Origin of the sequence: Mesorhizobium sp. M0751, from assembly GCF_040320265.1 — a bacterium.
In the GTDB taxonomy this organism is placed as follows: domain Bacteria; phylum Pseudomonadota; class Alphaproteobacteria; order Rhizobiales; family Rhizobiaceae; genus Mesorhizobium.
Genome location: NZ_JAMYPH010000030.1, coordinates 1 through 22,640 on the forward strand (window position 1 = coordinate 1; position 22,640 = coordinate 22,640).

Annotated in this window: 21 protein-coding genes and 1 tRNA gene; 14 read left to right on the plus strand and 8 right to left on the minus strand. The window is 59.9% G+C overall.

Going from position 1 to position 22,640, the window contains the following annotated elements; translation table 11 throughout:
* On the plus strand, window positions 1-1,060 hold a 1,060-nt coding region (gene tnpC, locus NKI19_RS29625), incomplete at its 5' end, for an IS66 family transposase (protein ID WP_352951265.1).
* Here tnpC and NKI19_RS29630 read toward each other — a convergent pair.
* The 5 genes from NKI19_RS29630 to NKI19_RS29650 all read right to left on the minus strand — a co-directional run bounded on the left by NKI19_RS29630 (window position 986) and on the right by NKI19_RS29650 (window position 7,940).
* Window positions 986-1,342 (minus strand): LysR family transcriptional regulator, encoded by a 357-nt coding sequence (locus tag NKI19_RS29630; RefSeq protein WP_352567681.1) that lies wholly within the window; start codon window positions 1,340-1,342, stop codon window positions 986-988. The two genes, tnpC and NKI19_RS29630, sit on opposite strands and share 75 nt — an antisense overlap.
* A 289-nt stretch (window positions 1,343-1,631) precedes the next feature.
* The gene (locus NKI19_RS29635) at window positions 1,632-3,563 is read right to left on the minus strand and encodes a calcium-binding protein (protein WP_352711889.1); all 1,932 of its coding nucleotides are present in this window, start codon (window positions 3,561-3,563) and stop codon (window positions 1,632-1,634) included.
* Between the two features lie 938 nt (window positions 3,564-4,501).
* Complete coding sequence (locus NKI19_RS29640; RefSeq protein ID WP_352951266.1) at window positions 4,502-6,232, minus strand: calcium-binding protein; 1,731 nt, start codon at window positions 6,230-6,232, stop codon at window positions 4,502-4,504.
* Between the two features lie 918 nt (window positions 6,233-7,150).
* Window positions 7,151-7,519, minus strand: coding sequence for a VanZ family protein (locus NKI19_RS29645; protein WP_352567148.1), 369 nt, complete (start codon window positions 7,517-7,519; stop codon window positions 7,151-7,153).
* 346 nt (window positions 7,520-7,865) lie between these two features.
* Window positions 7,866-7,940: transfer RNA gene (locus NKI19_RS29650), tRNA-Gln, on the minus strand.
* Between the two features lie 621 nt (window positions 7,941-8,561).
* Between NKI19_RS29650 and ppdK the strand changes: the two genes are divergently transcribed.
* The 8 genes from ppdK (at window position 8,562) to NKI19_RS29690 (ending at window position 14,967) form a co-directional block, all read left to right on the plus strand.
* A complete protein-coding gene (gene ppdK, locus NKI19_RS29655) occupies window positions 8,562-11,237 on the plus strand; it encodes a pyruvate, phosphate dikinase (RefSeq protein WP_352567150.1) in 2,676 nt (891 codons plus the stop codon).
* Between the two features lie 86 nt (window positions 11,238-11,323).
* Complete coding sequence (locus NKI19_RS29660) at window positions 11,324-11,509, plus strand: hypothetical protein (protein ID WP_352567152.1); 186 nt, start codon at window positions 11,324-11,326, stop codon at window positions 11,507-11,509.
* A 171-nt stretch (window positions 11,510-11,680) separates the two neighbouring features.
* Window positions 11,681-11,830, plus strand: a complete 150-nt coding sequence (locus NKI19_RS29665; RefSeq protein ID WP_023721750.1) for a hypothetical protein — start codon at window positions 11,681-11,683, stop codon at window positions 11,828-11,830.
* 179 nt (window positions 11,831-12,009) lie between these two features.
* On the plus strand, window positions 12,010-12,177 hold the full coding sequence (locus NKI19_RS29670) for a hypothetical protein (protein ID WP_352564264.1): 168 nt from the start codon (window positions 12,010-12,012) through the stop codon (window positions 12,175-12,177).
* A 168-nt stretch (window positions 12,178-12,345) separates the two neighbouring features.
* On the plus strand, window positions 12,346-12,516 hold the full coding sequence (locus NKI19_RS29675) for a hypothetical protein (protein ID WP_352567154.1): 171 nt from the start codon (window positions 12,346-12,348) through the stop codon (window positions 12,514-12,516).
* A 472-nt stretch (window positions 12,517-12,988) separates the two neighbouring features.
* Window positions 12,989-13,618, plus strand: coding sequence for a glycosyltransferase family 9 protein (locus NKI19_RS29680; RefSeq protein WP_352567156.1), 630 nt, complete (start codon window positions 12,989-12,991; stop codon window positions 13,616-13,618).
* 78 nt (window positions 13,619-13,696) lie between these two features.
* Window positions 13,697-14,017 (plus strand): glycosyltransferase family 9 protein, encoded by a 321-nt coding sequence (locus NKI19_RS29685; RefSeq protein WP_352567158.1) that lies wholly within the window; start codon window positions 13,697-13,699, stop codon window positions 14,015-14,017.
* A 212-nt stretch (window positions 14,018-14,229) separates the two neighbouring features.
* Window positions 14,230-14,967, plus strand: coding sequence for a polysaccharide deacetylase family protein (locus NKI19_RS29690; RefSeq protein WP_352567160.1), 738 nt, complete (start codon window positions 14,230-14,232; stop codon window positions 14,965-14,967).
* Here NKI19_RS29690 and NKI19_RS29695 read toward each other — a convergent pair whose 3' ends face one another.
* Both NKI19_RS29695 and NKI19_RS29700 read right to left on the minus strand, forming a co-directional pair.
* Entirely contained in the window at window positions 14,968-15,357 is a 390-nt protein-coding gene (locus NKI19_RS29695; RefSeq protein ID WP_352567162.1) for a DUF427 domain-containing protein, read from the minus strand.
* Between the two features lie 141 nt (window positions 15,358-15,498).
* Complete coding sequence (locus NKI19_RS29700; RefSeq protein WP_352567164.1) at window positions 15,499-15,885, minus strand: hypothetical protein; 387 nt, start codon at window positions 15,883-15,885, stop codon at window positions 15,499-15,501.
* A gap of 177 nt (window positions 15,886-16,062) precedes the next feature.
* On the opposite strand from NKI19_RS29700, the gene NKI19_RS29705 reads away from it, so the two are divergent.
* Both NKI19_RS29705 and NKI19_RS29710 read left to right on the plus strand, forming a co-directional pair.
* The gene (locus NKI19_RS29705; RefSeq protein ID WP_352567165.1) at window positions 16,063-17,691 is read left to right on the plus strand and encodes a fatty-acid--CoA ligase; all 1,629 of its coding nucleotides are present in this window, start codon (window positions 16,063-16,065) and stop codon (window positions 17,689-17,691) included.
* An 83-nt stretch (window positions 17,692-17,774) separates the two neighbouring features.
* Window positions 17,775-18,560 carry a DUF1499 domain-containing protein gene (locus NKI19_RS29710; protein ID WP_352567167.1) on the plus strand — a complete coding sequence of 262 codons (786 nt, stop codon included), beginning with the start codon at window positions 17,775-17,777 and terminating at the stop codon, window positions 18,558-18,560.
* Between the two features lie 13 nt (window positions 18,561-18,573).
* Here the strand turns inward: NKI19_RS29710 and NKI19_RS29715 are convergent, their stop codons facing one another.
* Entirely contained in the window at window positions 18,574-19,482 is a 909-nt protein-coding gene (locus NKI19_RS29715; protein WP_352567169.1) for an MBL fold metallo-hydrolase, read from the minus strand.
* A 113-nt stretch (window positions 19,483-19,595) separates the two neighbouring features.
* Between NKI19_RS29715 and NKI19_RS29720 the strand changes: the two genes are divergently transcribed.
* The 3 genes from NKI19_RS29720 (at window position 19,596) to NKI19_RS29730 (ending at window position 22,605) form a co-directional block, all read left to right on the plus strand.
* Entirely contained in the window at window positions 19,596-20,186 is a 591-nt protein-coding gene (locus NKI19_RS29720; protein WP_352567171.1) for a biotin transporter BioY, read from the plus strand.
* Window positions 20,187-20,486: 300 nt separating this feature from the next.
* Window positions 20,487-21,125: a transcription termination/antitermination protein NusG gene (gene nusG, locus NKI19_RS29725; protein ID WP_352951267.1), complete on the plus strand. Its 639-nt coding sequence runs from the start codon at window positions 20,487-20,489 to the stop codon at window positions 21,123-21,125.
* Window positions 21,126-21,273: 148 nt separating this feature from the next.
* The gene (locus NKI19_RS29730) at window positions 21,274-22,605 is read left to right on the plus strand and encodes a UDP-glucose dehydrogenase family protein (RefSeq protein ID WP_352567175.1); all 1,332 of its coding nucleotides are present in this window, start codon (window positions 21,274-21,276) and stop codon (window positions 22,603-22,605) included.
* The last annotated feature ends 35 nt before the right edge of the window (window positions 22,606-22,640 follow it).

Consider the following 22,640-nt stretch of genomic DNA (forward strand, 5'->3'; position numbering starts at 1 on the left):
GCCGATGCCCGCGCAACCCTTGCCGGGCAGCATCGCCACGGCTTCGACGCTGGCCTTTGCGCTCGTTCACAAATACGTCGACGGCACACCGCTCTACCGCCTGGCGCAGGCCTTCGAGCGCGCGGGTGTTCCTGTCAGCCGTGGCGCTCTGGGCCACTGGGTGATCGGCTCGAGCGAAAAGCATCTCTCCCGCATCTATGACGCGCTGAAGCTGAGGCTCAGATCGCAGCCCCTCATCCATGGCGACGAGACCACGGTCCAGGTGCTGAAGGAAATGGACAGAGAGGCCGCCAGCACCTCGTACATGTGGGCATACCGGAGCGGCCAGGACAGTGACGAGCCGATCGTGCTGCTCGATTATCAGCCGGGTCGCGGCCAGATACACCCGCAGACCTTCTTGGGCGATTACCGCGGCATACTGATGAGTGATGGCTATTCCGCCTGGCGCACGCTGGAAGGGGCAACGCATCTTGGCTGCATGGCCCATTCGAGGCGGCGCTTCGTCGATGCCCTAAGGGCGAGGAAGAAAGGCGGCGGCCCGCCGGAACAGGCGCTCCGGTTCTTCGAACAGCTCTATCGGGTTGAAAGGCAGGCGCGGAACGAAATCCCCGATGACGGCGAAACGCGAGATCACTGCATTCGCCACTTCCGCCAGCAACATAGTGTCCCCATCCTCCATGCTCTCAAGGCATGGCTCGACGACATCGCCCCAAAAGTCTTGCCGGACAGCAAGCTCGGCGACGCCGTCTCCTGCACCCTGAACCAATGGGGATATCTGACTCGTTACACCGAGGACGGCAGCATGCCGATCGACAATAATCTTCTCGAGCGTGACATCAGAATCTTTGCCACTGGCCGGAAAAGTTGGCTGTTCAGCGATACCGTCGACGGAGCCCGGGCCAGCGCCGTCATCTACAGCCTGATGTTGACCTGCCGCGCCTGTGGCGTCGAGCCGTTGGCGTGGCTGCGCCACGTCCTCACTGAACTACCTCAGCGCCCCGAGAACGCAGCCATCGACGACCTGCTGCCCTTCAACTTCGCCAAAACCGCCGCAGCCTGATCCGCCCGGACGCGTCCATCTGAAAGCGACCGTCGTTGAAAGGCGGCGTCGACGTGCGGGGAAATGAGCGCTTACCCCCAGGAAGCGTTCGCCGGCCGGGGTTTGGCCGACGCCGCGAGCATGGCGATGGAATATCCTCGTACCTACCGCGAATTCCAGGTCGCGGATGCGCCGGCTGAGCGCGGTGTGATCGATCCCTGTGCGTCGGGAGGCGCGAAGAAAGCTGCCCTCCTCGACCACAAGTGCATAATTGAGGGTCGCGAGTTGGATGGAGCTCCGCATCTCTGCTCAAAGTCAAGTTGGAGACAAGACGCCTTTGAGCGCTTTTGGCCGCTGCGGGCTATCGCCAAATCTCAGTATTGACGCAGGGTGAGATCATCCCGGTGTCTTTTTAGCAGGATGAGGCCAAGGGACGAACCATTCCATTTTTGGGCGAATCTTACGAGGCATGTCGCGCCAGCTCCAGGAGGAGAGCGCCACCCAGACTAACCACTTCGCTTGGAAAATCCGGTGCTTAAACAATGATAGAGCGGCGGCCGGTTCGAGCTGAAGGTCTGCCGCTCTAGCTCCTTCAGGTCACGAAAAATGAGCCTGCCGTAATCGATAGACCTGGAGAAAGCGTGGCGAACTGTGTTTGGTGTGCACCACCGATCCCGTCGCTGTCGAAAGAGAGCGCCCCGGTTGAACTGTTATATATGATATGATCGGAGCTATCATGTGCGGTCGTACCGGCAAAGAAAGCGTCGGATGAAAGGCCGCCCAGCTTAAGGCCGGCAAAAATGGCGTCGTCGAGCTGGATCTTGTCCTGGAGCTTGTTGAAGTCGGTGATCCTGTCAATATTGCCGGTTCCAAGAGCGCTATTGAACACGAAGGCATCGTTGCCTCCGTTGCCGGTCAAGATGTCGGTACCGCCGCCACCATTGATGATGTTTGTGGCGGCGTTGCCCTGGATCTTCTGGGCGAACTCGTTGCCGGTAAGATTGATTGGCGTGATGCCGGATGGGTTCGTGGTGGCAAGAAGCTCAATCTCCAGGCCAGTTGCGAGGGCATAGCCCACCGAAGTATGCACCCTATCGGTACCGCCGCTGACCGCCTCGATCACCTTGTCGGCGGCATTGTCGACATAATAGACGTCGTTGCCACCGTAGCCGGCCATCCTGTCGGCGCCGCCCCCACCAATGATGGTGTTGGCACCCGCATTGCCTTGGATGGACTGGGCGATCGCATTGCCGGTGAAGTTGATTGCCGTCATTCCGGCTGAGTTGGTGGTGCTGAGAAGCTCAATTTCCGAGCCGGCCGCAAGCGCATGACTTACGGAGGCGAACACTTTGTCAGCACCGCCGCCCACCGTCTCGATGACCTTGTCACCGGCTTTGTCGACATAGTAGGTGTCGTTGCCACCATAGCCGGTCATCGTGTCGGCGCCACCGAGGCCGTTGATGACATTGGCGCCGGCATTACCCTGGATGGTCTGGGCGAACGCATTGCCGGTCAGGTTGATCGCCGTCGTGCCGGACGCGCTGTTGGTGGCGAGAAGTTCGATTTCCGATCCGGCCGCAAGCGCATGACTTACGGAGGCGAATGCTTTGTCGGTACCGCCGCCCACCGCTTCAACCTCCTTGTCGCGGACGTCATCGACATAATAGGTGTCATTGCCGCTATAGCCGATCATAGTGTGGCCGCCGGCCCCGTGAAACACATCGTCGCCGCTGGTGCCATACAAGGTGTCGCTTGTGTCGACGGGAGGCGGAGTGGTCCCCGTCGTTGCAAGGTTGTGTTGCCGGAAAACGGCCTGCAGTTCCGGGGAGCTTTCAAGCGCGGTGTCGCCTCGCTGCGAACCCCAGGCGTATGCGTAGTCGAAGGCGGGTGACGGAACCAGCTTGGCCCAGTGCTCCATCATGGTTTCCATCTGGGCGGCGGTGGGCACGACATATTTGCCACCCATGTCGGTGTGATACTCGCCACCTCCAAACGCCTGGTAGCCCGGAACGATCTTGCTAGTCGGGATGCCCGATGTCTGAGCGGCGGCGACGAATTTGTCGATCATGTTGTAGTCGACCGGGCCATCCGTGCGGACCGGATAGACATCCACGCCGTAGTAATCGATACCCGTATTGGCGGGATTGTACGTGCCCCTAAAATCCGGATTCACCGACGTCCCCAAGCTCATCATCGTGATGTAGGTCTTGGCGCCCGGAAAATGCTCATGGATCCAGTCGGATTCTGCCTTCAGATTTGCGGCGGAGGCGTAAGTGCCCCATTGACCGGTGGGATCCGGCTCGTCGACAAGGAAGAATCCAAATACGTTCGGATTGCCGAGGAAAGGAGTAACCTTGTCAATAAAGGACTGGGTCACGCCGTTGGCCTCGTCGAGGTACACCAAGCCTTTCATGCCTTCCGGCAGCTCGTTGACCTGCTCAACATATTGCACGCTAGCCAAATTGAATCCGGCTTTTGCAATGTCCGTGCCGGATCCGCCCGACGTGTAATGGAGAGTCGCCATCCATAATCCCTCATTTGATTCGATAGCGCCCCGCGGATGTCTGCCTACTAGAAGGTGTATATTAGCGCCAAATCACATACCTGCACGCCCTGATAGAATGGGTGATATTCAATAGGAATTCTAAAATGAATAACAAAACCCGCGTGACATATAGAACGAGAAGGAGAATAATACCTTATTGATTGCCCGAATCCCTTCGGCTATATCTGATTAAGTATGATTTTCTGCAGTTTACAAATTTCAAAAAAGCGCTTAGCGTCGCAGTTTATAATTTTAATTATTGTGTTTTTATTTAGCGTAGCGCTCGTAGATGGTATCCTGCCCAACCTTAATCTAAGGTTTTCGTCCCTCCACAGTCTGACTGTCGCGAGCGATTAGTTGTGGACAATTCGTAGGCGACTACGCGGTCGGCAGATCAGGTTGGCGACATCGAAAGCGTCGAATCGGCTGTTCTGCTGGTCACAAAGAGGCAGGCTGCGCGGCCTGCGGCCGACCGGCAAGCGGGACAAGCTGAGGTGCGAAATTTGACCCGGGAGCTTTAGGAAATCCGGGGCCTGCCGTTTGCCCACCACAAGCACATGAGGTCGACAAACATGCTGAAGCGGCTAAACTAGGAGATCAAGCGGCGCTCCCTGGTCGTCAACATCTTTCCAGCCCGCAGGGCTGTCGGCAACTGGACAGAGCAGCGTCACAACCCGCGTTAACGGTGCCGCCGCTCTGGTTTTTCAGTTCACGATCCTGTCGTCATCTAGAGACATCGAGAAAGCCTGGCGATAGTTATCGGCGCGATTGGACGTTCGTCCCGCTACCGCGGATCTTAGCAAAAATGGCTGCGTCTTCCGAGCGGCAGGAGCAACCATTTCACCGGTTCCAATCTAAGACGAGCCATTGACGGAGCGGCGACCACGACGCGAGTCGATGGTCCGCCGCTCTGGTTTTCAGATCAAAGAGTGATGCTGCAACGGGAGATGGGTAGCGAACTGCGCTTGAGCTGCGCCGCCGACCGCGTCGCTGTCGATCGAGAGCGACCCGGTTGAGCTGTCAAAGATGATGTGGTGGGAACCATCATCGGTGGCCGTACCAGCAGGGGAAGTATGCAATGGAAGCCCGCTCGACTTTAGCTCGGTATGAGCGGCTTGATCGAGGTGGAGGTTGTCCTGAAGCTTGCTGAAGTCGAAGGCATCGTTGCCTCCGTGGCCAGACATGATTTCGGCGGCAGCGCCGTTCTTTGCCTGGGCGCCGACACTTTCATCGGGCTGGACGGTTTGCGCGAACCCGTGGCGGATCAGGCTGGTTGCCGTCTTGTCGGATGGATCGTTGGTCGGGAGAAGCTCCGAGCCGGCCGAAAGAGAATGGCTCAACGAGGCCAATATGCGGTCAACGCTGCTGCCCTCGCTTACCTTGTCGCCGGCATTGTCGTGGGTGGTGTCAGTCGAACTGCCGTCGGTGGCGAAGAGGTGCGACAGCGCGGTCTTGCTGTGGCTGCCATCGCTGGTGGTAGCGCCGGAGGCGGCGGTATCAGTCGAACTACCATTGCCGGCGAGGAGGTGCGAAAACGCGCTCTTGCCATGGCTGCCATCGCTGGTGGTAGCGCCGGAGGCGGCGGTGACAGTCGAACTGTCGTCGCTGGCGAGGAGGTGCGACAGCGCGGTCTTGTTATGATTGCCATCGCTGGTGGTGGCTTCGGAAGGGGCGGTTGCGGTCGAGGTGCTGCCGCTGGAGGTGGTTTCAGAAGGGGCGGTGGCGGTCGAGGTGCTGCCGCCGGTGGTGGCCTCGGTAGGGGCGGTGGCAGTCGAGGTGCTGTCGCCGGTGGTGGCTTCGGAAGGAGCGGTGGCAGTCGAGGTGCTATCGCCGGTGGTGGCCTCGGAAGGGATGCTCGCCGTAGAAGTGGGATCGGTGGCCGCGGCTTCGGAAGGAGCAGTCCCGGCAGTGCTGAGATTGTGTTGCCGGAAAACGGCCTGCAGTTCCGGGGAGCTTTCAAGCGCGGTGTCGCCTCGCTGCGAACCCCAGGCGTATGCGTAGTCGAAGGCGGGTGACGGAACCAGCTTGGCCCAGTGGTCCATCATGGTTTCCATCTGGGCGGCGGTGGGCACGACATATTTGCCACCCATGTCGGTGTTATAGTCGCCGCCTCCAAACGTCTGGTAGCCTGGAACGATCTTGCTCGTCGGGATGCCCGATGCCTGAGCGGCAGCGACGAATTTGTCGATCATGTTGTAGTCGACCGCGCCATCCGTGCGGACAGGATAGACATCCACGCCGTAGTAATCGATACCGGTGTTGGCGGGATTGTACGTGCCCGAAAAATCCGGATTCGCCGACGTCCCCAAGCTCATCATCGTGATGTAGGTCTTGCCGTCCGGCACATTGGAATGAATCCAGTCGGATTCTGCCTTCAGATTCGCAGCGGAGGCGTAAGTGCCCCATTGGCCGGTGGGATCCGGCTCGTCGACAAGGAAGAATCCGAACAGCTTCGGATTGCCGATGAAGGGCGTGACCTTGTCGATAAACGATTGGGTTACTCCGTCGGTTTCGTTCAGATAGACCAAACCTTTCATCCCGTCCGGCAGCGCATTGAGTTGGTCAACGGATGAAACGTCAGCCAGGTTGAATCCGGCTTGAGTAATTTCCGTGCCGGATCCGCCTGACGTGTAATGGAGAGTCGCCATCCATAATCCCTCTTTTGATTCGATAGCGCCCCGCGGATGTCTGCCTACTAGAAGGTGTATATTAGCGCCAAATCACATACCTGCACGCCCTGATAGAATGATTGATCGGCGGCAGGATTGTCGCATTGCGGCGAAAACTATACTTCCGGATGGTTGACACTGTGCGGGTAAAACAATTTAATTTCAGAGATGGCTCGTGTTGTTCCGAGAGAGTATTAGGTGCCATTTCTTCTATGTTCTATTTTTTGGTAACAATACAAAAGACATTATACTTATCGAGTAAAAAGAGAATTGAATCTTACTAAATATTTAGTTTTTTACAATTGCGTCAATTGCCAATGGAGAGGCGTTGTGTATGATGATATATCTAAAGAGGAGCGACAACTCTGAAGTGTTTTGATTATGAAAGTCTCAAAACCATAAGATAAAATGCCAGCTGCGGCAGAAAAAACTGCTTTTATACATAAGATGAATTTTCGTTACGGTCAATTTAGCCGACATTAAGCTAAAGATGTCAGCCGGATCGCGCTCTGCCGGCGACACCAATTTGTTGTGGACAGACGCCGCAGGTGCCAGTCCGCGACCAAGCTCTGCAACGAGATTACCGCCACAGGAGATCGTCACGTGTGGATTCTGTCCGTCGCCAAAAAAGCAGGCTCTACCAGGGACCGATCGTGACTGAGAAGAGGTGCCACGCTCCGCCTCGAACGGGAAGAACGCGCGATGGCGCGCCGAGCGACTCCAGTCCGATGAAGTTGATTAGGCTTTTCCTGCAAAAGCCTTGGCGCTGCACTCGAATTGTACGATTTCGCCCGCCCTAAAAAATTTCGGCGGCAACCAGTGACTGCGCTCTACCTCGGTTCGCCGCTCGAGAGTATCTCTGCGGGAAGAGCTTGGCGCCATTCCCGAGAACGTGCCTTAAGCCGCTCGTTGAATAAGCGAATTGGCACAGCCGATGGCTGCCAGAGCGCACGCGATGCCGACGCAGTCAGCCGCCCAATCAAATCCATCCAGATCGCGCCCTATCAAGGTCGTACCCTGAAGGACCTCAATCGCGGCACCAGCTAGAGCGAGGAAGATTATTAAACTCATTTTGCGTTCCGGCCAACCGAGGCTCCCAATAATCATCAGCGCCGCGAAAGCGATACCGTGATTAAGCTTGTCATAGTGGAAGCCTATATCGAAGCCGAACTCCTTGAGACGGAGAACCGGCAGAAGTGCAAGCACCAGAACGACGATCAGGGTGACGAAAAAGACTACTTTTTCGGCGATTAGGTGTAAACTCATTGTGCTCCGACGGTGCTATTTGCAGGGTGAAGGCTGTTGGGCAAAGCCCGGCTCCGAGGTCCATACCGGCTCCCGCGTGGTCCGAGGCAAGGCGGTAGCTTCCCCACCACAATCGCATCCGACTTGTCCAAAATCAACTGAACTTCCAGGTGAGCCGCCACATTCGCCAATCAAAATTTGTGATACGCGTCAGGAAACGCGTTTATTTCTCGTCCCGCAAATTATTGTGCCTCTGAAGCGTGAAACCTCCAAGGGCACGTGTATTTTGGGTTCTACTTTCGTTGTCAGAAGCTGACCAATGTGTCCAGAATGGGCCTTAATGTGTCCGGAATGGACCATGCGAAATTGGCTGGGGCGCCAGGATTCGAACCTGGGAATGTCGGTACCAAAAACCGATGCCTTACCACTTGGCGACGCCCCATCAGTCGGGACGTGCCCGCTGCGCGCGGCCTTATAAGCCGAGCCGAGGGAAAGCTCAACGGCGAAGATACCAAGAGACCGATCCAATGTCTCAGGCCGCCAGTTCGCGATATGTCGCGTTTTTTAAGCAACGCCATGGCCATTCACCTTTGGACCGCCACTTCATTGCCACCTGAATGGACGACTGATCCGGCCACAGCCGGGAACCAGAAGGTCGCCTTAGCCATGATGCCGCCAACAGCTTGAGGGGCTCGCGGACACCTCCTCGGGATTAGCCCTGAAAACCCCTCCAGCCCTTCGGCAAAGGCTGAATAGGTCGGCCCCCTAAACCGTGAACGACGATAACAAAGCCGCGCTGTAGAAAGCCTTCACGCCGTCCAGCGTTCCGCCCGTCGTCGGCATTTTCCAGATAATCGAGCTTTCCGGTCATTTCTTCACTTCTGCCATTTGTTCTTGTTATGTGCTAAAGCAAAGCTCTCCAAAAAGCAAGTCTTTACGGCGCCGCTTTTCCTTAATCGATTGTAGAGGCCGGCCGGCTTGGCCGACGCCTTGCCTTTCGCATTGCAGCATCATATCGCTCGATTTGCCACCTTTCCAATCTCCTGCAAACCGGGGAGCAAGCATGACCAAATGGGTCTACACCTTTGGCGACGGCGCCGCAGAAGGCCGTGCCGGCGACCGCAATCTGCTCGGCGGCAAAGGCGCCAACCTTGCCGAAATGTGCAGCCTGGGCCTGCCGGTGCCGCCGGGCTTTACCATCACCACCGAAGTCTGCAACGCCTATTACGCCAACGGCCACGCCTATCCGGCCTCACTGGAGGCGGATGTTGCGGTTGCCCTCGATCATATCGGCCGGCTGACCGGGCGCCGTTTCGGCGATCCGTCGAAACTGCTTTTGGTGTCGGTGCGCTCTGGTGCCCGCGCTTCCATGCCCGGCATGATGGACACCGTGCTCAATCTCGGCCTCAACGACGAGACGGTCGAAGCCTTGGCCGCCGATTCAGGCGATCCGCGCTTTGCCTATGACAGCTATCGCCGTTTCATCCAGATGTATTCCGACGTCGTCATGGGCCTCGACCATGAGGTGTTCGAGGAGATCCTCGAAGACCAGAAGGGTGGCCTCGGCCATGAGCTCGACACCGAGCTGACAGCCATCGAATGGCAAGGCGTGATCGCGCTCTACAAGGCCAAGGTCGAGGAGGAGCTTGGTAAACCCTTTCCGCAGGATCCGAACGAGCAGCTCTGGGGCGCCATCGGCGCGGTGTTTTCCAGCTGGATGAACAACCGCGCGATCACCTACCGGCGCCTGCACGATATTCCCGCAAGCTGGGGCACCGCGGTCAACGTCCAGGCCATGGTGTTCGGCAATATGGGCGACACCTCGGCCACCGGCGTCGCCTTCACCCGCAATCCCTCGACCGGCGAAAAGCAGCTTTATGGCGAATTCCTGGTCAACGCGCAGGGCGAGGATGTCGTTGCAGGCATCCGTACGCCGCAGAACATCACCGAGGTGGCGCGCATTGCCGCTGGCTCCGACAAGCCGTCGCTGCAGAAGCTGATGCCGGACGCCTTCCAGGCTTTCGTCAGCATCTCCGACCGCCTGGAAAAGCATTACCGCGACATGCAGGATCTCGAATTCACCATCGAGCGCGGCAAATTGTGGATGTTGCAGACCAGGTCCGGTAAGCGCACCGCCAAGGCGGCGCTGAAGATTGCCGTCGACATGGCCAGGGATGGACTGATTTCGAAGGAAGAGGCTGTCGCCCGCATCGATCCGGCCTCGCTCGATCAGTTGCTGCATCCGACGATCGATCCGAAGGCTGCGCGCGACATCATCGGCGTCGGCCTGCCGGCGTCTCCCGGTGCTGCCACCGGCGAGATCGTGTTTTCATCGAACGACGCCGAGGAGGCCAAGACACAAGGCCGCAAGGCGATCCTGGTGCGCATTGAGACCAGCCCCGAAGACATTCATGGCATGCATGCGGCCGAAGGCATCCTGACGACGCGCGGCGGCATGACCAGCCACGCCGCTGTTGTTGCGCGCGGCATGGGCAAGCCTTGCGTTTCGGGCGCTGGCTCGCTGCGTGTCGACTACAAGGCCGGCACGCTGATGGCGATGGGCGCGACCTTCCGCAAGGGCGACATCATCACCATCGATGGCGGCAACGGCCAGGTGCTGAAGGGCGCGGTACCGATGCTGCAGCCCGAACTCTCGGGCGATTTCGCCGCCATTATGGAATGGGCCGACGGCGCGCGCCGCATGAAGGTGCGCACCAACGCCGAGACGCCGCTCGATGCGCGCATGGCGCGGTCCTTCGGCGCCGAAGGCATCGGTCTTTGCCGCACCGAGCACATGTTCTTCGACGGCGACCGCATCGTTGCAATGCGAGAGATGATCCTGGCCGATACGGAAAAGGATCGGCGAACGGCGCTGGCCAAGCTGTTGCCGATGCAGCGCTCGGATTTCCTCGAACTGTTCGAGATCATGGCCGGTCTGCCGGTGACGATCCGCCTGCTCGATCCGCCGCTGCACGAATTCCTGCCCAAGACCGAGGAGGAGGTGGCCGAGGTCGCCGCTGCCATGAATGTGTCGCCGGACAAGCTCCGGCGGCGCACCGAAGCGTTGCACGAGTTTAATCCGATGCTCGGCCATCGCGGCTGCCGGCTTGCCGTCTCGTATCCCGAAATCGCCGAGATGCAGGCACGAGCCATTTTCGAGGCGGCCGTCGAGGCCGGCAGGAAGGCCGGCGCGCTGGTGGTGCCGGAGATCATGGTGCCGCTGGTCGGGCTGGTGAAGGAGCTCGACTTCGTCAAGGCACGCATCGACGCCGTCGCCAAAAGCGTGATGGAGGAGACCGGTGTCAGAATCGCTTATCTGACCGGCACGATGATCGAACTACCGCGCGCCGCAATCCGCGCCCACGTTATCGCGCAGGCGGCCGAATTCTTCTCCTTCGGCACCAACGACCTGACCCAGACCACGTTCGGTATCTCGCGCGACGACGCGGCCTCGTTCCTTGAGACCTACCGGCAAAAAGGCATCATCGAGCAGGATCCATTCGTGTCGCTCGATATAGAGGGTGTCGGCGAGCTGGTGCGGATGGCGGCCGACAAGGGCAGGGCGACGCGGCCCGACATCAAGCTCGGCATTTGCGGCGAACATGGCGGCGACCCAGCCTCAATCCATTTCTGCGAGAAGGTCGGCCTCGACTACGTCTCGTGCTCGCCCTACCGGGTGCCGATCGCCAGGCTGGCCGCCGCGCAAGCGGCAGTGCAGGCTGGGAAAGCCAGAGCGTGAATAGATCCCCACCGACGATTCCTCCGCGTGGCAAGGAAGGTTGATGTTTTCGACCCGCCGTGTGAAATGGCGACGGGATGGTGCACATGTCTGATGATGAACAAACCGCCGCGGCGCGCTGGACGGTGAAGTCCGAGTTCCGCGCCGTCGGCCGCGACAAGCCGCTGCTACTGGTGCTGGCGGCGATCCTCTGTCTCTATTGTGCGTTCATCGCCGGACCGATCGTCTATGCGGTGCTGGCCATCAACGGCATTGCGGATTTCTTCAAATGAAGCCGGTTCCGGCGATTTCGCTCGCGTCGCGGTTCCTGAGTCTACCGCGCCCGAAATTGCTCGACCTGGATGAAATTGCTTAGCCGGGATGAAACTGTTACGCCTATCGTTCGTACCTGGAGGGGTGCGGGAGGACATGTGACGATAAGAATCAGGCTTCCAGGCGGGACTTTGAAGATCAAGAAAAGGGACGAGCTGCGGCGGCGCGAGCAGAAGCGCGAGGTGCCGGTTTGGCAGGTCGGCAATTATTTCGTCATCTGGTGGCCGAGCGGCATGTCCGATCGCCCATCCTCGCCCAACAAGTCCTCGCCCAGGAAATAGCCCCCGCACCCGACGATCCCGGCTGGGCATGACCCCTCGGTGAAGGGATCAGGAACCACCGCGCGCCAAACCTCCGAAGACCGCTCGCCAAATATCAGAAAAAGTCAGCGGGCGGGCGTTGACTCTTCCGCCACGGAAGGTCTTGATGCTGCAATGCACAATTTGGGGCGGCGGAAGCGATGGCAGTGCGTATCAGAATGCCGGGTGGCACGCTGAAGGTGAAAGTGTACCGCGAATTGCGCGACCGCGAGCGCGCCCGCCGCATACCCGTCGTCAAGATCGGCCGGGTTTATTTCACCTGGTGGTCGAACCGCCAGCGCCTGGTTGACGATCAGTCGCCGGGGTGACGCCCCAATTTTTTCGGCTTGCCATGCGCCTGGGAAAGCCCGCCCCGACCTCCACAGGCGAGCTCGCAAAATAAGTTGATGACGCTGCTGTTGACTCTTCCGCAACGGAAGGTCTCTAGTCACCGCATTGCACGAAAATTGCTGCGTTGCACAACGGGAGTTGGACCGATGGCAGTGCGTATCAGGTTGCCGGGCGGCACTCTGAAGATGAAGACCTATCGTGAGTTGCGAGCCCGGGAACGCGACCGCCGCGTGCCTGTGATGAAGATGGGCTCGCTGTATTTTGTCTGGTGGTCGAAATCCCAAAGCAAGGAAAAGCCACAGGGCAACTCTCGGTAAGCGAGTGAGTCGTGCAGCATGAACTCTGCGGGGGGCACGCGAGGGAATTGAGGCGCTGCTTCGGGTGGCAATAGTCTGTCGTGAAGACGGGTTTGATCCATCTCGTGTATGCGTATCCAACGAAGTGTGCCATTGCGGATGCAAACAAAGCTTGCGGCTCGCTGCTGGAGGTCAACGGGTTTGTTGGCGCACTGCGTGAGCTCTTTCAGGCCGATTAAGGCAATGGAGCACGCACTGTAACTTCGCTCCGTGAGGTCGGTCTTGGATCGCCGCCTCGACTTAATCTGGTCGATGGCCGGCGCGAGCGGCGCTGCAGGCCATAAAGAACGGCCGCAGATAAGAGTTTCAGTCCGCCACCATATTACCTTACCGATTTGTAACCGAATTCACGCGAACGTGCGTGTATCGGCTCCAATCCCGACATCGTTTCTGCCCAGCTTCCGGCCCCCGAACCCGCCGGTGCCAGAAACAGATGTTGCAGAACCCGCCCACGCACATCCGCTCGATTCTCATCCTCCAGACGAAATTCATCGGCGATCTTGTCCTCGCTTCGGCACTCGCCAGAAACCTGCGCCTCCAATATCCCAAGGCCAGGATCGTGTTCCTTTGCGAGGCGAACTTTGCCAGTTTCCTGTTGGCTCATGGCATCGCCTCGGACGTGGTGGCGTTCCGACGCGTACGGATGCGTGGCACCCCTGTGCAGCGTGGTCGCGAGCTTTACTCGATGGTGCGCGCTCTGCGCCGGTTCCGGTTTGACCTGACCATCGACCTGGCCGATTCCAAAACCTCACGCATCATCGTCAGGCTCGTCAACGCCAAGACCCGCGTCGGGTATGATCCTCCCGAAAAACCGTTGCGCTGGCTGGAACGCCAGCCGGCCAACGTCCTGGCCAAGCCGTTTGGCTTTGGTTGCCAGCATTATCTCTACCGCTATCTTTCTCCGCTTGAGGCACTCGGCGTGGAGTTGCGTGCGCCGGTCCCAAAGATTGAGCCGCTGCCGCTGGAGACCACCAAGGCATTGGCGCTTCTCGACCGGCATCATCTTCGGCGTAACGCCTTCATAGCCGTTGATGCGGGAGCGAGCTTCCGGGGGCGGCAATGACAGCCGGAACGTTTTGCGCTGGCGATCGACGAGCTCTCGCGACAGACGGCTTGGACTTCCTGCTTATCGGCGGCCCCGGTGAACAGGCATCTGCCGAGCGCATCGTCCAAGGCCGCTTCGCCGGTCGTCAACGTGGTCGGGGCGCTGTCGCTGGCAACACTGCTGGCGGTCCTCGGCCAGGCACGCCTGTTTCTGGGAAACGAGAGTGGCCCGATGCACATGGCCGGCGCCGCCGGAACGCCGGTTGTTGGCCTGTTCGGCCTGACCGACCCGGCCGTCTGGGGCCCTTTTCGGCGTGGCCACTGCTACGCCACGACCCTCCATGCCTTGCGAGTGCATAGCCAGGGACCTATGCCGACGTCCCGATCCGAGCAAGGCTTGCTGCGTCTGGCGACTTGAGGTCAAAGCGGTGGTCGACGCGGTGCGCGCGATCCTTTCACGTAAGGTTAAGGACGTGGAGCACGCATTGTGACCTCGCGCTTGCCAAAGGCCGGGCCGGCGGTCAAATTGCCGCTGCCGACGCTTTTGCAGGGGCATCGTCCCGATTTCCGCCTTGATGGCGGTCTGGGGTCGCCGCTTCAACTTTGATCCGGCCGACCTGGAAGTAATCGATGCGCCCGTTCCAAAAGTATTTTTGCGCCGTTGCGATATCGCTGTGGGCTGTTTCGCCTGGCAACGCCCAGTTGCTCGTCGCACCGACGCTGCACATCAAGGCCGAGGCGGGTGGCGGCCGTGTCGCGCTGACGCTCGATGCGTGCGGCGGAAGGACCGACACACGGATTCTCTCGGCGCTGGTGGAAAACAAGATTCCTGCCACCATTTTCGTCACCGGCATCTGGCTGAAGCACAACGCCGCCGCCGTCGAGATCATGCGGGCGCATCCCGAACTGTTTGAATTGGAAAACCATGGCGGCCGCCATGTCCCGGCCGTCGACACGCCGCAAAAGATCTACGGCATTCGCAGTGCCGGCAGCCCGGAGGCTGTGCTGGCCGAGGTCGAATCGGGTGCTGCCGCTCTTGCCATGACCGGCGAACCGGCGCCGAAATGGTTTCGCGGCGCAACCGCCGAATACAGCCCGTCGGCAATCGCGATGATACGCAAGCTTGGTTTCAAGATCGCCGGATTCTCAATCAACGGCGATGGCGGCTCATTGCTCGGCGCAAAAGAGACCACCCGGCGCATTGGCGCGGCAAAGGACGGCGACGTCATCATCGCTCATATCAACCAGCCGACCCATGCGGCCGGCGAAGGCGTGGTGCAGGGACTTCTGGCGCTGAAGGCCAAGGGCCTCACCTTCGTGCGTCTCGACGATGCCGACGGCGTCGGCGATGAAGGCACCACCGACTGATCAGTCGGGCGTGGCCTCGATGGTCACCTTGTTCGGATAGAACGCGCCGTGGTCGCGGATATCAGCCATCTCGTCGAACGGCCGCTCATAGGCCCACATCGCATCCTTGCCTGTATCACCGGCGGGCAGCACGCTCCAATAGCTGGCATCGCCCTTATAGGGGCAATGGGTCGAGTGCTCGGTCTTGCCAAGCTGTTTGAAGTCGATGTCGCCGAACGGAACGTAGAAAACCGGAGGGTAGGGCGCTTCGGTCAGCACCTTGACCTTGCCGGACGAGGCGATGACGACATCGCCGGCGCGCACCGTCACGGTGCCCTTGTAAGGCTCGACGGTAATGACCTTGCCCGGATTGCGCTGAAAGCCCGGTGACGGGTTTGCGATCTGGTCCATATCGGATCTCCTTGCCTCAACCCCAAGATGTGTCTGGCCCAAGATGTGTCTGGCAAACGCGTTGCGCAAGACCTGTCAGCCACCGGCGGGCGTCGCCCCTGGGCGGCGGACTTGCGCTTTCCTCCGGTATCCCGGCTAAAATCAGGCCGCGGCCTGGAATGCGTCCATCAACCCGGCATAGGCGGCGGCAATGCCGGCCACCGGATTGGTGCTTTTCGAGGTGCTCTCGACCTTCAGCGCACCACCGCTGGTCGGCAAGGTGAGCAGCAGGAACTGGCGACTGCCGCCGTCGCCGACGCAGGCGGCAGCGACGTGCTGGCTTTCGCCCTCGTTCTCGACGCACATCTTGAACAAGAGCGTGCCGCCGACCGCTTCGAGGGCGCCACCGACGACCTCGACGAATTCATCTTCGGAAACGGTTTTGGCGTCGGGCACCAGATCGGCCTGCGCGACATCGGCCGCCACCAGATCGGCCAGACTTTCGGCAAGCGTATTTTCGAGGGCTTTGTCGTCGAGCTGCGCGTCCATGCGAACCTCTTTCATTCGCCAATCGCGCCCCGCCTGTTAATCAACGTTAACGCCGAGCATGGCCGGATTGTGGCGAATTCGGCCTCATTTGGCTCCATGGACCGATCCAGCCCGATCCTGGCTGGACAATCCGCCGGTTCGCTCCACAATGGCGAAAAAAATATCGGGAGGAACAAGATGCTCGGGCTGATGCAGGAATGGCCGCTGCTTTGCCATAAGCTGATCGACAACGCCGAGAGGCAGCACGGCAGCCGCGAGATCGTGTCGCGTTCGATCGAGGGGCCGATCGTGCGCAGCACATATGCCGAAATCCATGCTCGTGCCCTGAAGGTCGCCGAGCGGCTCGAGCGTGACGGTTTCGGGCTTGGCGACCGCATCGCGACCCTGGCCTGGAACACCGCGCGCCACATCGAGGCCTGGTACGGCATCATGGGTGTCGGCGCGATCTATCACACGCTCAACCCGCGGCTCTTTCCCGAGCAGATTACCTGGATCATGAACAATGCCGGGGACAAGGCGATATTCGTCGACCTGAGCTTCCTGCCGCTGCTTGAAAAGATCGCCGGCGCGGTCAAGTCGCTGAAGCAGGTTATCGTGCTGACCGACAACGCGCATTTGCCGGAGACTGCGCTGCCCAATGTGGTTGCCTACGAAGAATGGCTTGCTGAAGCCGCCGGCAACTTCGCCTGGAAGACATTCGATGAAAACACCGCCGCCGGCATGTGCTACACATCGGGCACGACGGGCGATCCGAAAGGCGTCCTCTACAGCCATCGTTCGAACGTGCTGCACGCCTGGATCGCCGCGATGCCCGACGCCATGGGCCTGTCGTCGCGCGACACCATACTGCCGGTCGTGCCAATGTTTCACGCCAATGCCTGGGGCCTTGGCCAGAGCGCGCCGATGGTCGGCGCCAAGCTGGTCATGCCCGGTTGCAAGATGGATGGCGCTTCGCTCTACGAGCTGCTCGACACCGAGAAGGTGACCTTCAGCGCCGCCGTACCGACGGTGTGGATGATGCTCCTCCAGCATCTGGAAGAGACCGGCAAGAAACTACCCTATCTGCAGAAAGTCGTCATCGGCGGCTCGTCCTGTCCACGCGCGATCACGACGAAGTTCCAGGACAATTACGATGTCCAGGTCGTCCACGCCTGGGGCATGACCGAGATGTCGCCGCTCGGCACGCTGTGCACCCTGAAGCCGGACTACGCCGGGCTGGAGGGCGAGGCCCGCCTCGGCGTCCAGCAGAAACAAGGCTTTACACCGTTCGGCATCGAAATGAAGGTGACGGACGACGCCGGAAACGAACTGCCATGGGACGGCAAGACCTTCGGCCGGCTCAAGGTCCGCGGGCCGGCCGTCGCGCGCGCCTATTATGGCGGCATCGGATCCGAACAGTTCGATCAAGACGGCTGGTTCGATACCGGTGACGTCGCGCATATCGACCCCGGAGGCTATATGCAGATCACCGACCGCGCCAAGGACGTGATCAAGTCGGGCGGCGAATGGATCTCGACCATCGAGCTCGAGAACCTGGCGGTCGGCCATCCCGATGTGGCGGAGGCCGCCGCCATCGGCATTCCGCATTCGAAATGGGGCGAGCGGCCTTTGCTCGTGGTCGTGCGCAAGCCGGGTAGGGAGCCGACCAAGACGGATATTCTCGCTTTTATGGACGGCAAGGTGGCGAAGTGGTGGATGCCGGACGACGTCGCCTTTGTCGGCGAAATCCCACACACCGCTGCCGGCAAGATCCAGAAGATTACCTTGCGCCAGCAGTTCCGGGATTATCACCTGCCGACGGATTGACCGGAGATGCCGCGTCTTTGCGCCTTCAAGCCGCCGCTGAAAGGCACTATGCCTTTGTTCGGGTTGGGGCAGCGCGGAAAACAATGACGGGAATTCCCGAGCGACAAACGTCGAGGGCTGCCGGTTGGTCGCGGCGCGCCGGCGCGTTTTCGGCAGTCCTGCTGCTGACCGCTCTCATCGGCCATCGCTATGACCTCGTCGAGACCCAAGCTTTCCTATGGGTGCTTGGCATTGTCGCCTTGCTGGCCGCGTTTGCGCTTCTGTTTGCCGGGTTTGCCTTCGCGCGATTGTGGAACTTCGGTGATCGTGGCGGCCAAGACCTGACCATCGGCGCCTTGCTGGCGGTTCTGGTGCTAGTCCCTTACGCTCTCGCGGCCTATTGGGCGGCGACTTATCCGCCGCTGCGCGACATCTCGACGGATCTCGACGACCCGCCGGCGCTCGATATTTCTACCCGGACAAAGGATATGAACGAGCTTTTGCCGCCGACACCCGGCGAGCAGCGCTTGCAAATCGAAGCTTATCCGCTTGTTACCGGACGCAGCTACACCTTGCCTTTCGATCGCGTTCTGGAGGCGGTCAAAACGGTGCTCGATCGGCGCGGCTGGCAGCTCACGGCGCCGTTTCCAGACGCAGCAGGGCAAAACGACGTGACGGTCGATGCGCTGGCCAAGAGCTTGCTGCTTGGCCTTCCGGCCGATGTCGCCATCCGCGTGAGCGACGACGGCGATGCGGTCATCGTCGATATGCGCTCGGCCTCGCGTTACGGCCGCTACGACCTTGGCGACAATGCAGCGCGCATCACCGACTTCCTTGCCGAACTCGACCAGGAAGTCGCCGGCCAGGTGGGCGTGGCGCCGGCGGAATGATATCCGAAGTGTGCTACGTTGCCGGCGAATAGATGCCGTCGATAGCCGGCGCGCCATCGGTGTGGACCAGGCCGCGCGCCACCAGGTCTTCCAGGTGGGCAAGCACCGACAGGCCGGCCGCGCCATGCAGTCGCGGGTCGGTGTCTCGATAGATCGCCTCCACCACGTCCTTGATTGTCCGGTCGCCGCTGTTGATCCGCTCCAGAATTGCCCGCTCGCGCATTTTGCGATGCATTTTCAATCCGCGCATGAAGCTGCGCGGGTCGGTCACCGGCCCACCATGACCGGGCAGCAGCAGCCGGTCATCGCGTTCGATCAGCCGGTCGAGCGATGTCATATAGTCAGCCATCGCGCCATCCGGCGGCGCGACGATCGTGGTTGCCCACGCCATGACGTGATCGGCCGAGAAAAGGATGCCGGTTCCCTCCAGCGCGAAGGCCGCGTGGTTGGCGGTGTGGCCGGGCGTCAGCACCGTCCGGATCGCCCAGCCGTCGCCGTCGATCACCATATCGTCCGGCAGTGCGATATCAGGAACAAAGCCGGTGTCGGCGCTGGCATCGAGTGGATTGACCTCGCCGGTACGCAACGGCCGCGCCGGTCGATGCCGGCCCTCCGCCAGAACCACCGCACCCGTATGCTGCTTCAACCGCGCCGCCAGCGGCGAATGGTCGCGATGCGTGTGGCTGATGAAGATATGGCTGACCGGCCTGGTCCCGATCGTTTCGAGCAGTGTTCGAAAATGCGCCTCGTCATCCGGACCCGGGTCGATCACCGCCAGCGTCTCGCGCCCTACGATATAGCTGTTGGTTCCGTGAAAGGTGAACGGGCTTGGGTTCGGGGCGGTGACGCGTTGAATACCAGGCACAACGGCTACGCCCTGGCCGTAGGCCGGATCGAAGCGTGTATCGAATTTCAGCGCCATGCGAACGTCGCGACCTTTTTTGGGCGAGGGCAAAACCGATTGCCGCATAGCACGGAAGCCAATATAGGAAAACGCAAGGCCGCGTTCGGCGGCAATCCGGAACGGAGAAGACCATGGCAACTGCAACGACGATGCGTCCGCTCATTTCTCTCGCTTTGCCTGAAAAGGGCACGGCCCGGCTGGCAGGACAGCTTTTGCTGGCGATCGCCGGAACGCTGCTGCTGATCTTGTCTGCCAAGACAAAGGTCATGCTTGGACCGGTCGATATCTCGATGCAGACGCTCGCCGTCTTCCTGATCGCTGCCGCCTTCGGCATGCGCCTTGGCGTTGCCACGCTGCTTCTCTACATGGCTGAGGGCGCGTTGGGCCTTCCGGTCTTCCAGAGCACGCCCGAAAAGGGCATCGGTATCGCTTACATGCTCGGTTCGACCGGCGGTTATCTAGCCGGCTTCGTCGTCATGGCGGCGATCGTCGGCTGGGCTGCCGACCGTGGCTGGGATCGCCATCCTATCAAGCTCTTCAATGCCATGCTGGTGGCCGAGATCGTCATGATGGCGATGGGCTTTGCCTGGCTCGCGCTGTTGATCGGCCCGGAAAAATCCTGGCAGTTCGGGGTGGTGCCCTTTATCGTCGGTGATCTGATCAAGGTTGCGCTGGCCGCTAGCCTGGTGCCGGCTGTCTGGTCGCTGTTGAAGCGGTCGTGAGCCGGTCGAGCCGAACTGAGGTCAGAGTCGGAACTGCACGTTGCATCGCTCACCATGTTGTTGCCTGAGCCCCATGACTCGGCGAGCCCGTCACATTAGCTTCAAGGGGGCAGACTAAGCACATGGGAAACGGCGATTCGTAGTGGCCGGAGTGACGGGCGGCTACGCTTCGACCCAAATTGCTCGACTCCGCATCTTAGCCGGCCGAAAAAGAAAGCGGCCCGATGAGTTTTTAGGCACAGCTAATTTCATGCGAGATTCACAGCAAATTTTTCGACGAACTGCGACGGTTCTCGCGGCATGGTTGCTTGCTGCTGTCCACACACTGTCGTAACCCTTGGCGCCGATCACTCCCCAAACCCCAGATTGAGACACGTGACTAGCGCGGACAAAACAACGAGCAAGGCGAATATCCTGTCGCGAGAGCCGGGCGCAGGGCGTGCAGTTCGCTGGTATGCGGCCGGCGTCTTTCCCGGAAAAGAAGCGGTCGCCGAGCGCCACCTCCGGATCCAGGGATTTCAGCCGTTTGTGCCTCGCTGCGAGAAAACCGTGCGTCATGCCCGGCGACTCGAGACACGGATGGCTGCGTATTTCCCAGGTTACATGTTCATCGCCCTTGATCTCGCGCTGCAACGCTGGCGGTCTATCAACGGAACATTCGGTGTGCGCTCGCTAGTCATGCAAGGCGACCGGCCTTTGCCGGTCCCCTCGGGTCTGGTAGAACGTTTCATTGCGTTGACCGGTAAGGACGGCCTGCTAGATTTCAGGGGCGGCCTCGCAGCCGGTGCTTCGGTCCGGATTCTTTCGGGTCCTTTTGCGGAAATGGTTGGTCGCCTTGACCGGCTCGATCCAGCCGGAAGGGCTCGGGTTCTGGTTGCCATCATGAATGGCGAGATACCTGTCGACCTTGACACCAGGGATCTCGTCGCCATCGCATAGTCGTAAGCATCGAGGTGCGGCGAGGCGATGCAAATTGTTGTAGGATCGGCTCTCGGGTTTTCACCCGGGAGTGCGGTAGCCGTTCTTCGGTGGGACTAGGCGCTGTCTGACGAGATCGTCTCGTCGGCGCTGATTGAGAGTACGCGATATGCGAATCACAATGATTGGTGCCGGATATGTAGGGCTCGTCTCGGGCGCCTGTTTCGCCGACTTCGGTCACCAGGTGTGCTGCGTCGATCGTGATGCGGAAAAGCTTGCCACGCTCAAACTTGGCAAGATACCGATCTACGAACCAGGGCTTGACGAACTCGTCACCACCAATACCGTGCAAGGTCGGTTGCGTTTCGATGACAATCTGGCGGATGCGGTTTCTCAATCGGATGTCGTCTTCATCGCCGTGGGCACGCCGTCGCGACGTGGCGACGGTCATGCCGATCTGTCCTTCGTTTATGAGGCGGCCGCCGAAGTTGGCCGTGCGCTCAAGGGATTTACGGTCGTGGTGACGAAATCCACCGTCCCTGTTGGGACTGGCGATGAGGTGGAGCGAATTATCCGCGAGCAAAATCCTAGTGCTGATTTTGCGGTGGTTTCCAATCCGGAGTTTCTGCGCGAAGGATCGGCGATCGAAGACTTCAAGCGGCCCGACCGAATCATTGTCGGAACCGATGTCGACAGAGCCAAAGCGGTCATGGGCGAGATCTACCGCCCGCTCTCTCTGAACGTCGCCCCGATCTTCTTTACTAACCGGCGTACGGCGGAACTCACTAAATATGCCGGCAACGCCTTTCTGGCCATGAAGATCACCTTCATTAACGAGATTGCCGATCTTTGCGAGCGGCTGGGAGCGGATGTGCAGGACGTTGCGCGCGGCATTGGCATGGACAATCGCATCGGCGCAAAATTTCTTCATGCCGGGCCGGGCTACGGTGGTTCTTGTTTCCCGAAAGATACTCTGGCGCTGGTCAAGACTGCTCAGGATGCGGCATGCCCCGTGCGGCTCATTGAAACGACGGTCTCGATAAACGAACAGCGCAAGCGGGCGATGGCACGCAAGGTCGTCGAGGCCTGCGGCGGCTCTGTGCGCGGCAAGACCATCGGCATCCTTGGCCTTACGTTCAAGCCGAACACCGACGATATGCGCGACGCCCCCTCATTGGCCATCATTCAGGCACTCAAGGACGCGGGCGCTTCAATTAAGGCCTATGATCCTGTCGGCATGGAGCAGGCACGCAAGATGATCGAAGGCATTGAATTCGGGGAAAGCGTCTACGCGGTAGCCGATGGCTCGCATGCGATCGTCATCGTCACCGAGTGGAACGCGTTTCGATCATTGGATCTTGAGCGGCTCCGTACGCTCATGGCGACGCCGGTGATGGTCGACCTTCGAAACGTCTATCGCGGCGAGGATGTTCTAAAGGTGGGTATCGCCTATTCAAGCGTGGGGCGAGGGAGCGACATCTCGTCAGGGAAGCGCCGATAGTTAAAGTTCTGATCGACAAGTTCGCGGGATTCAAC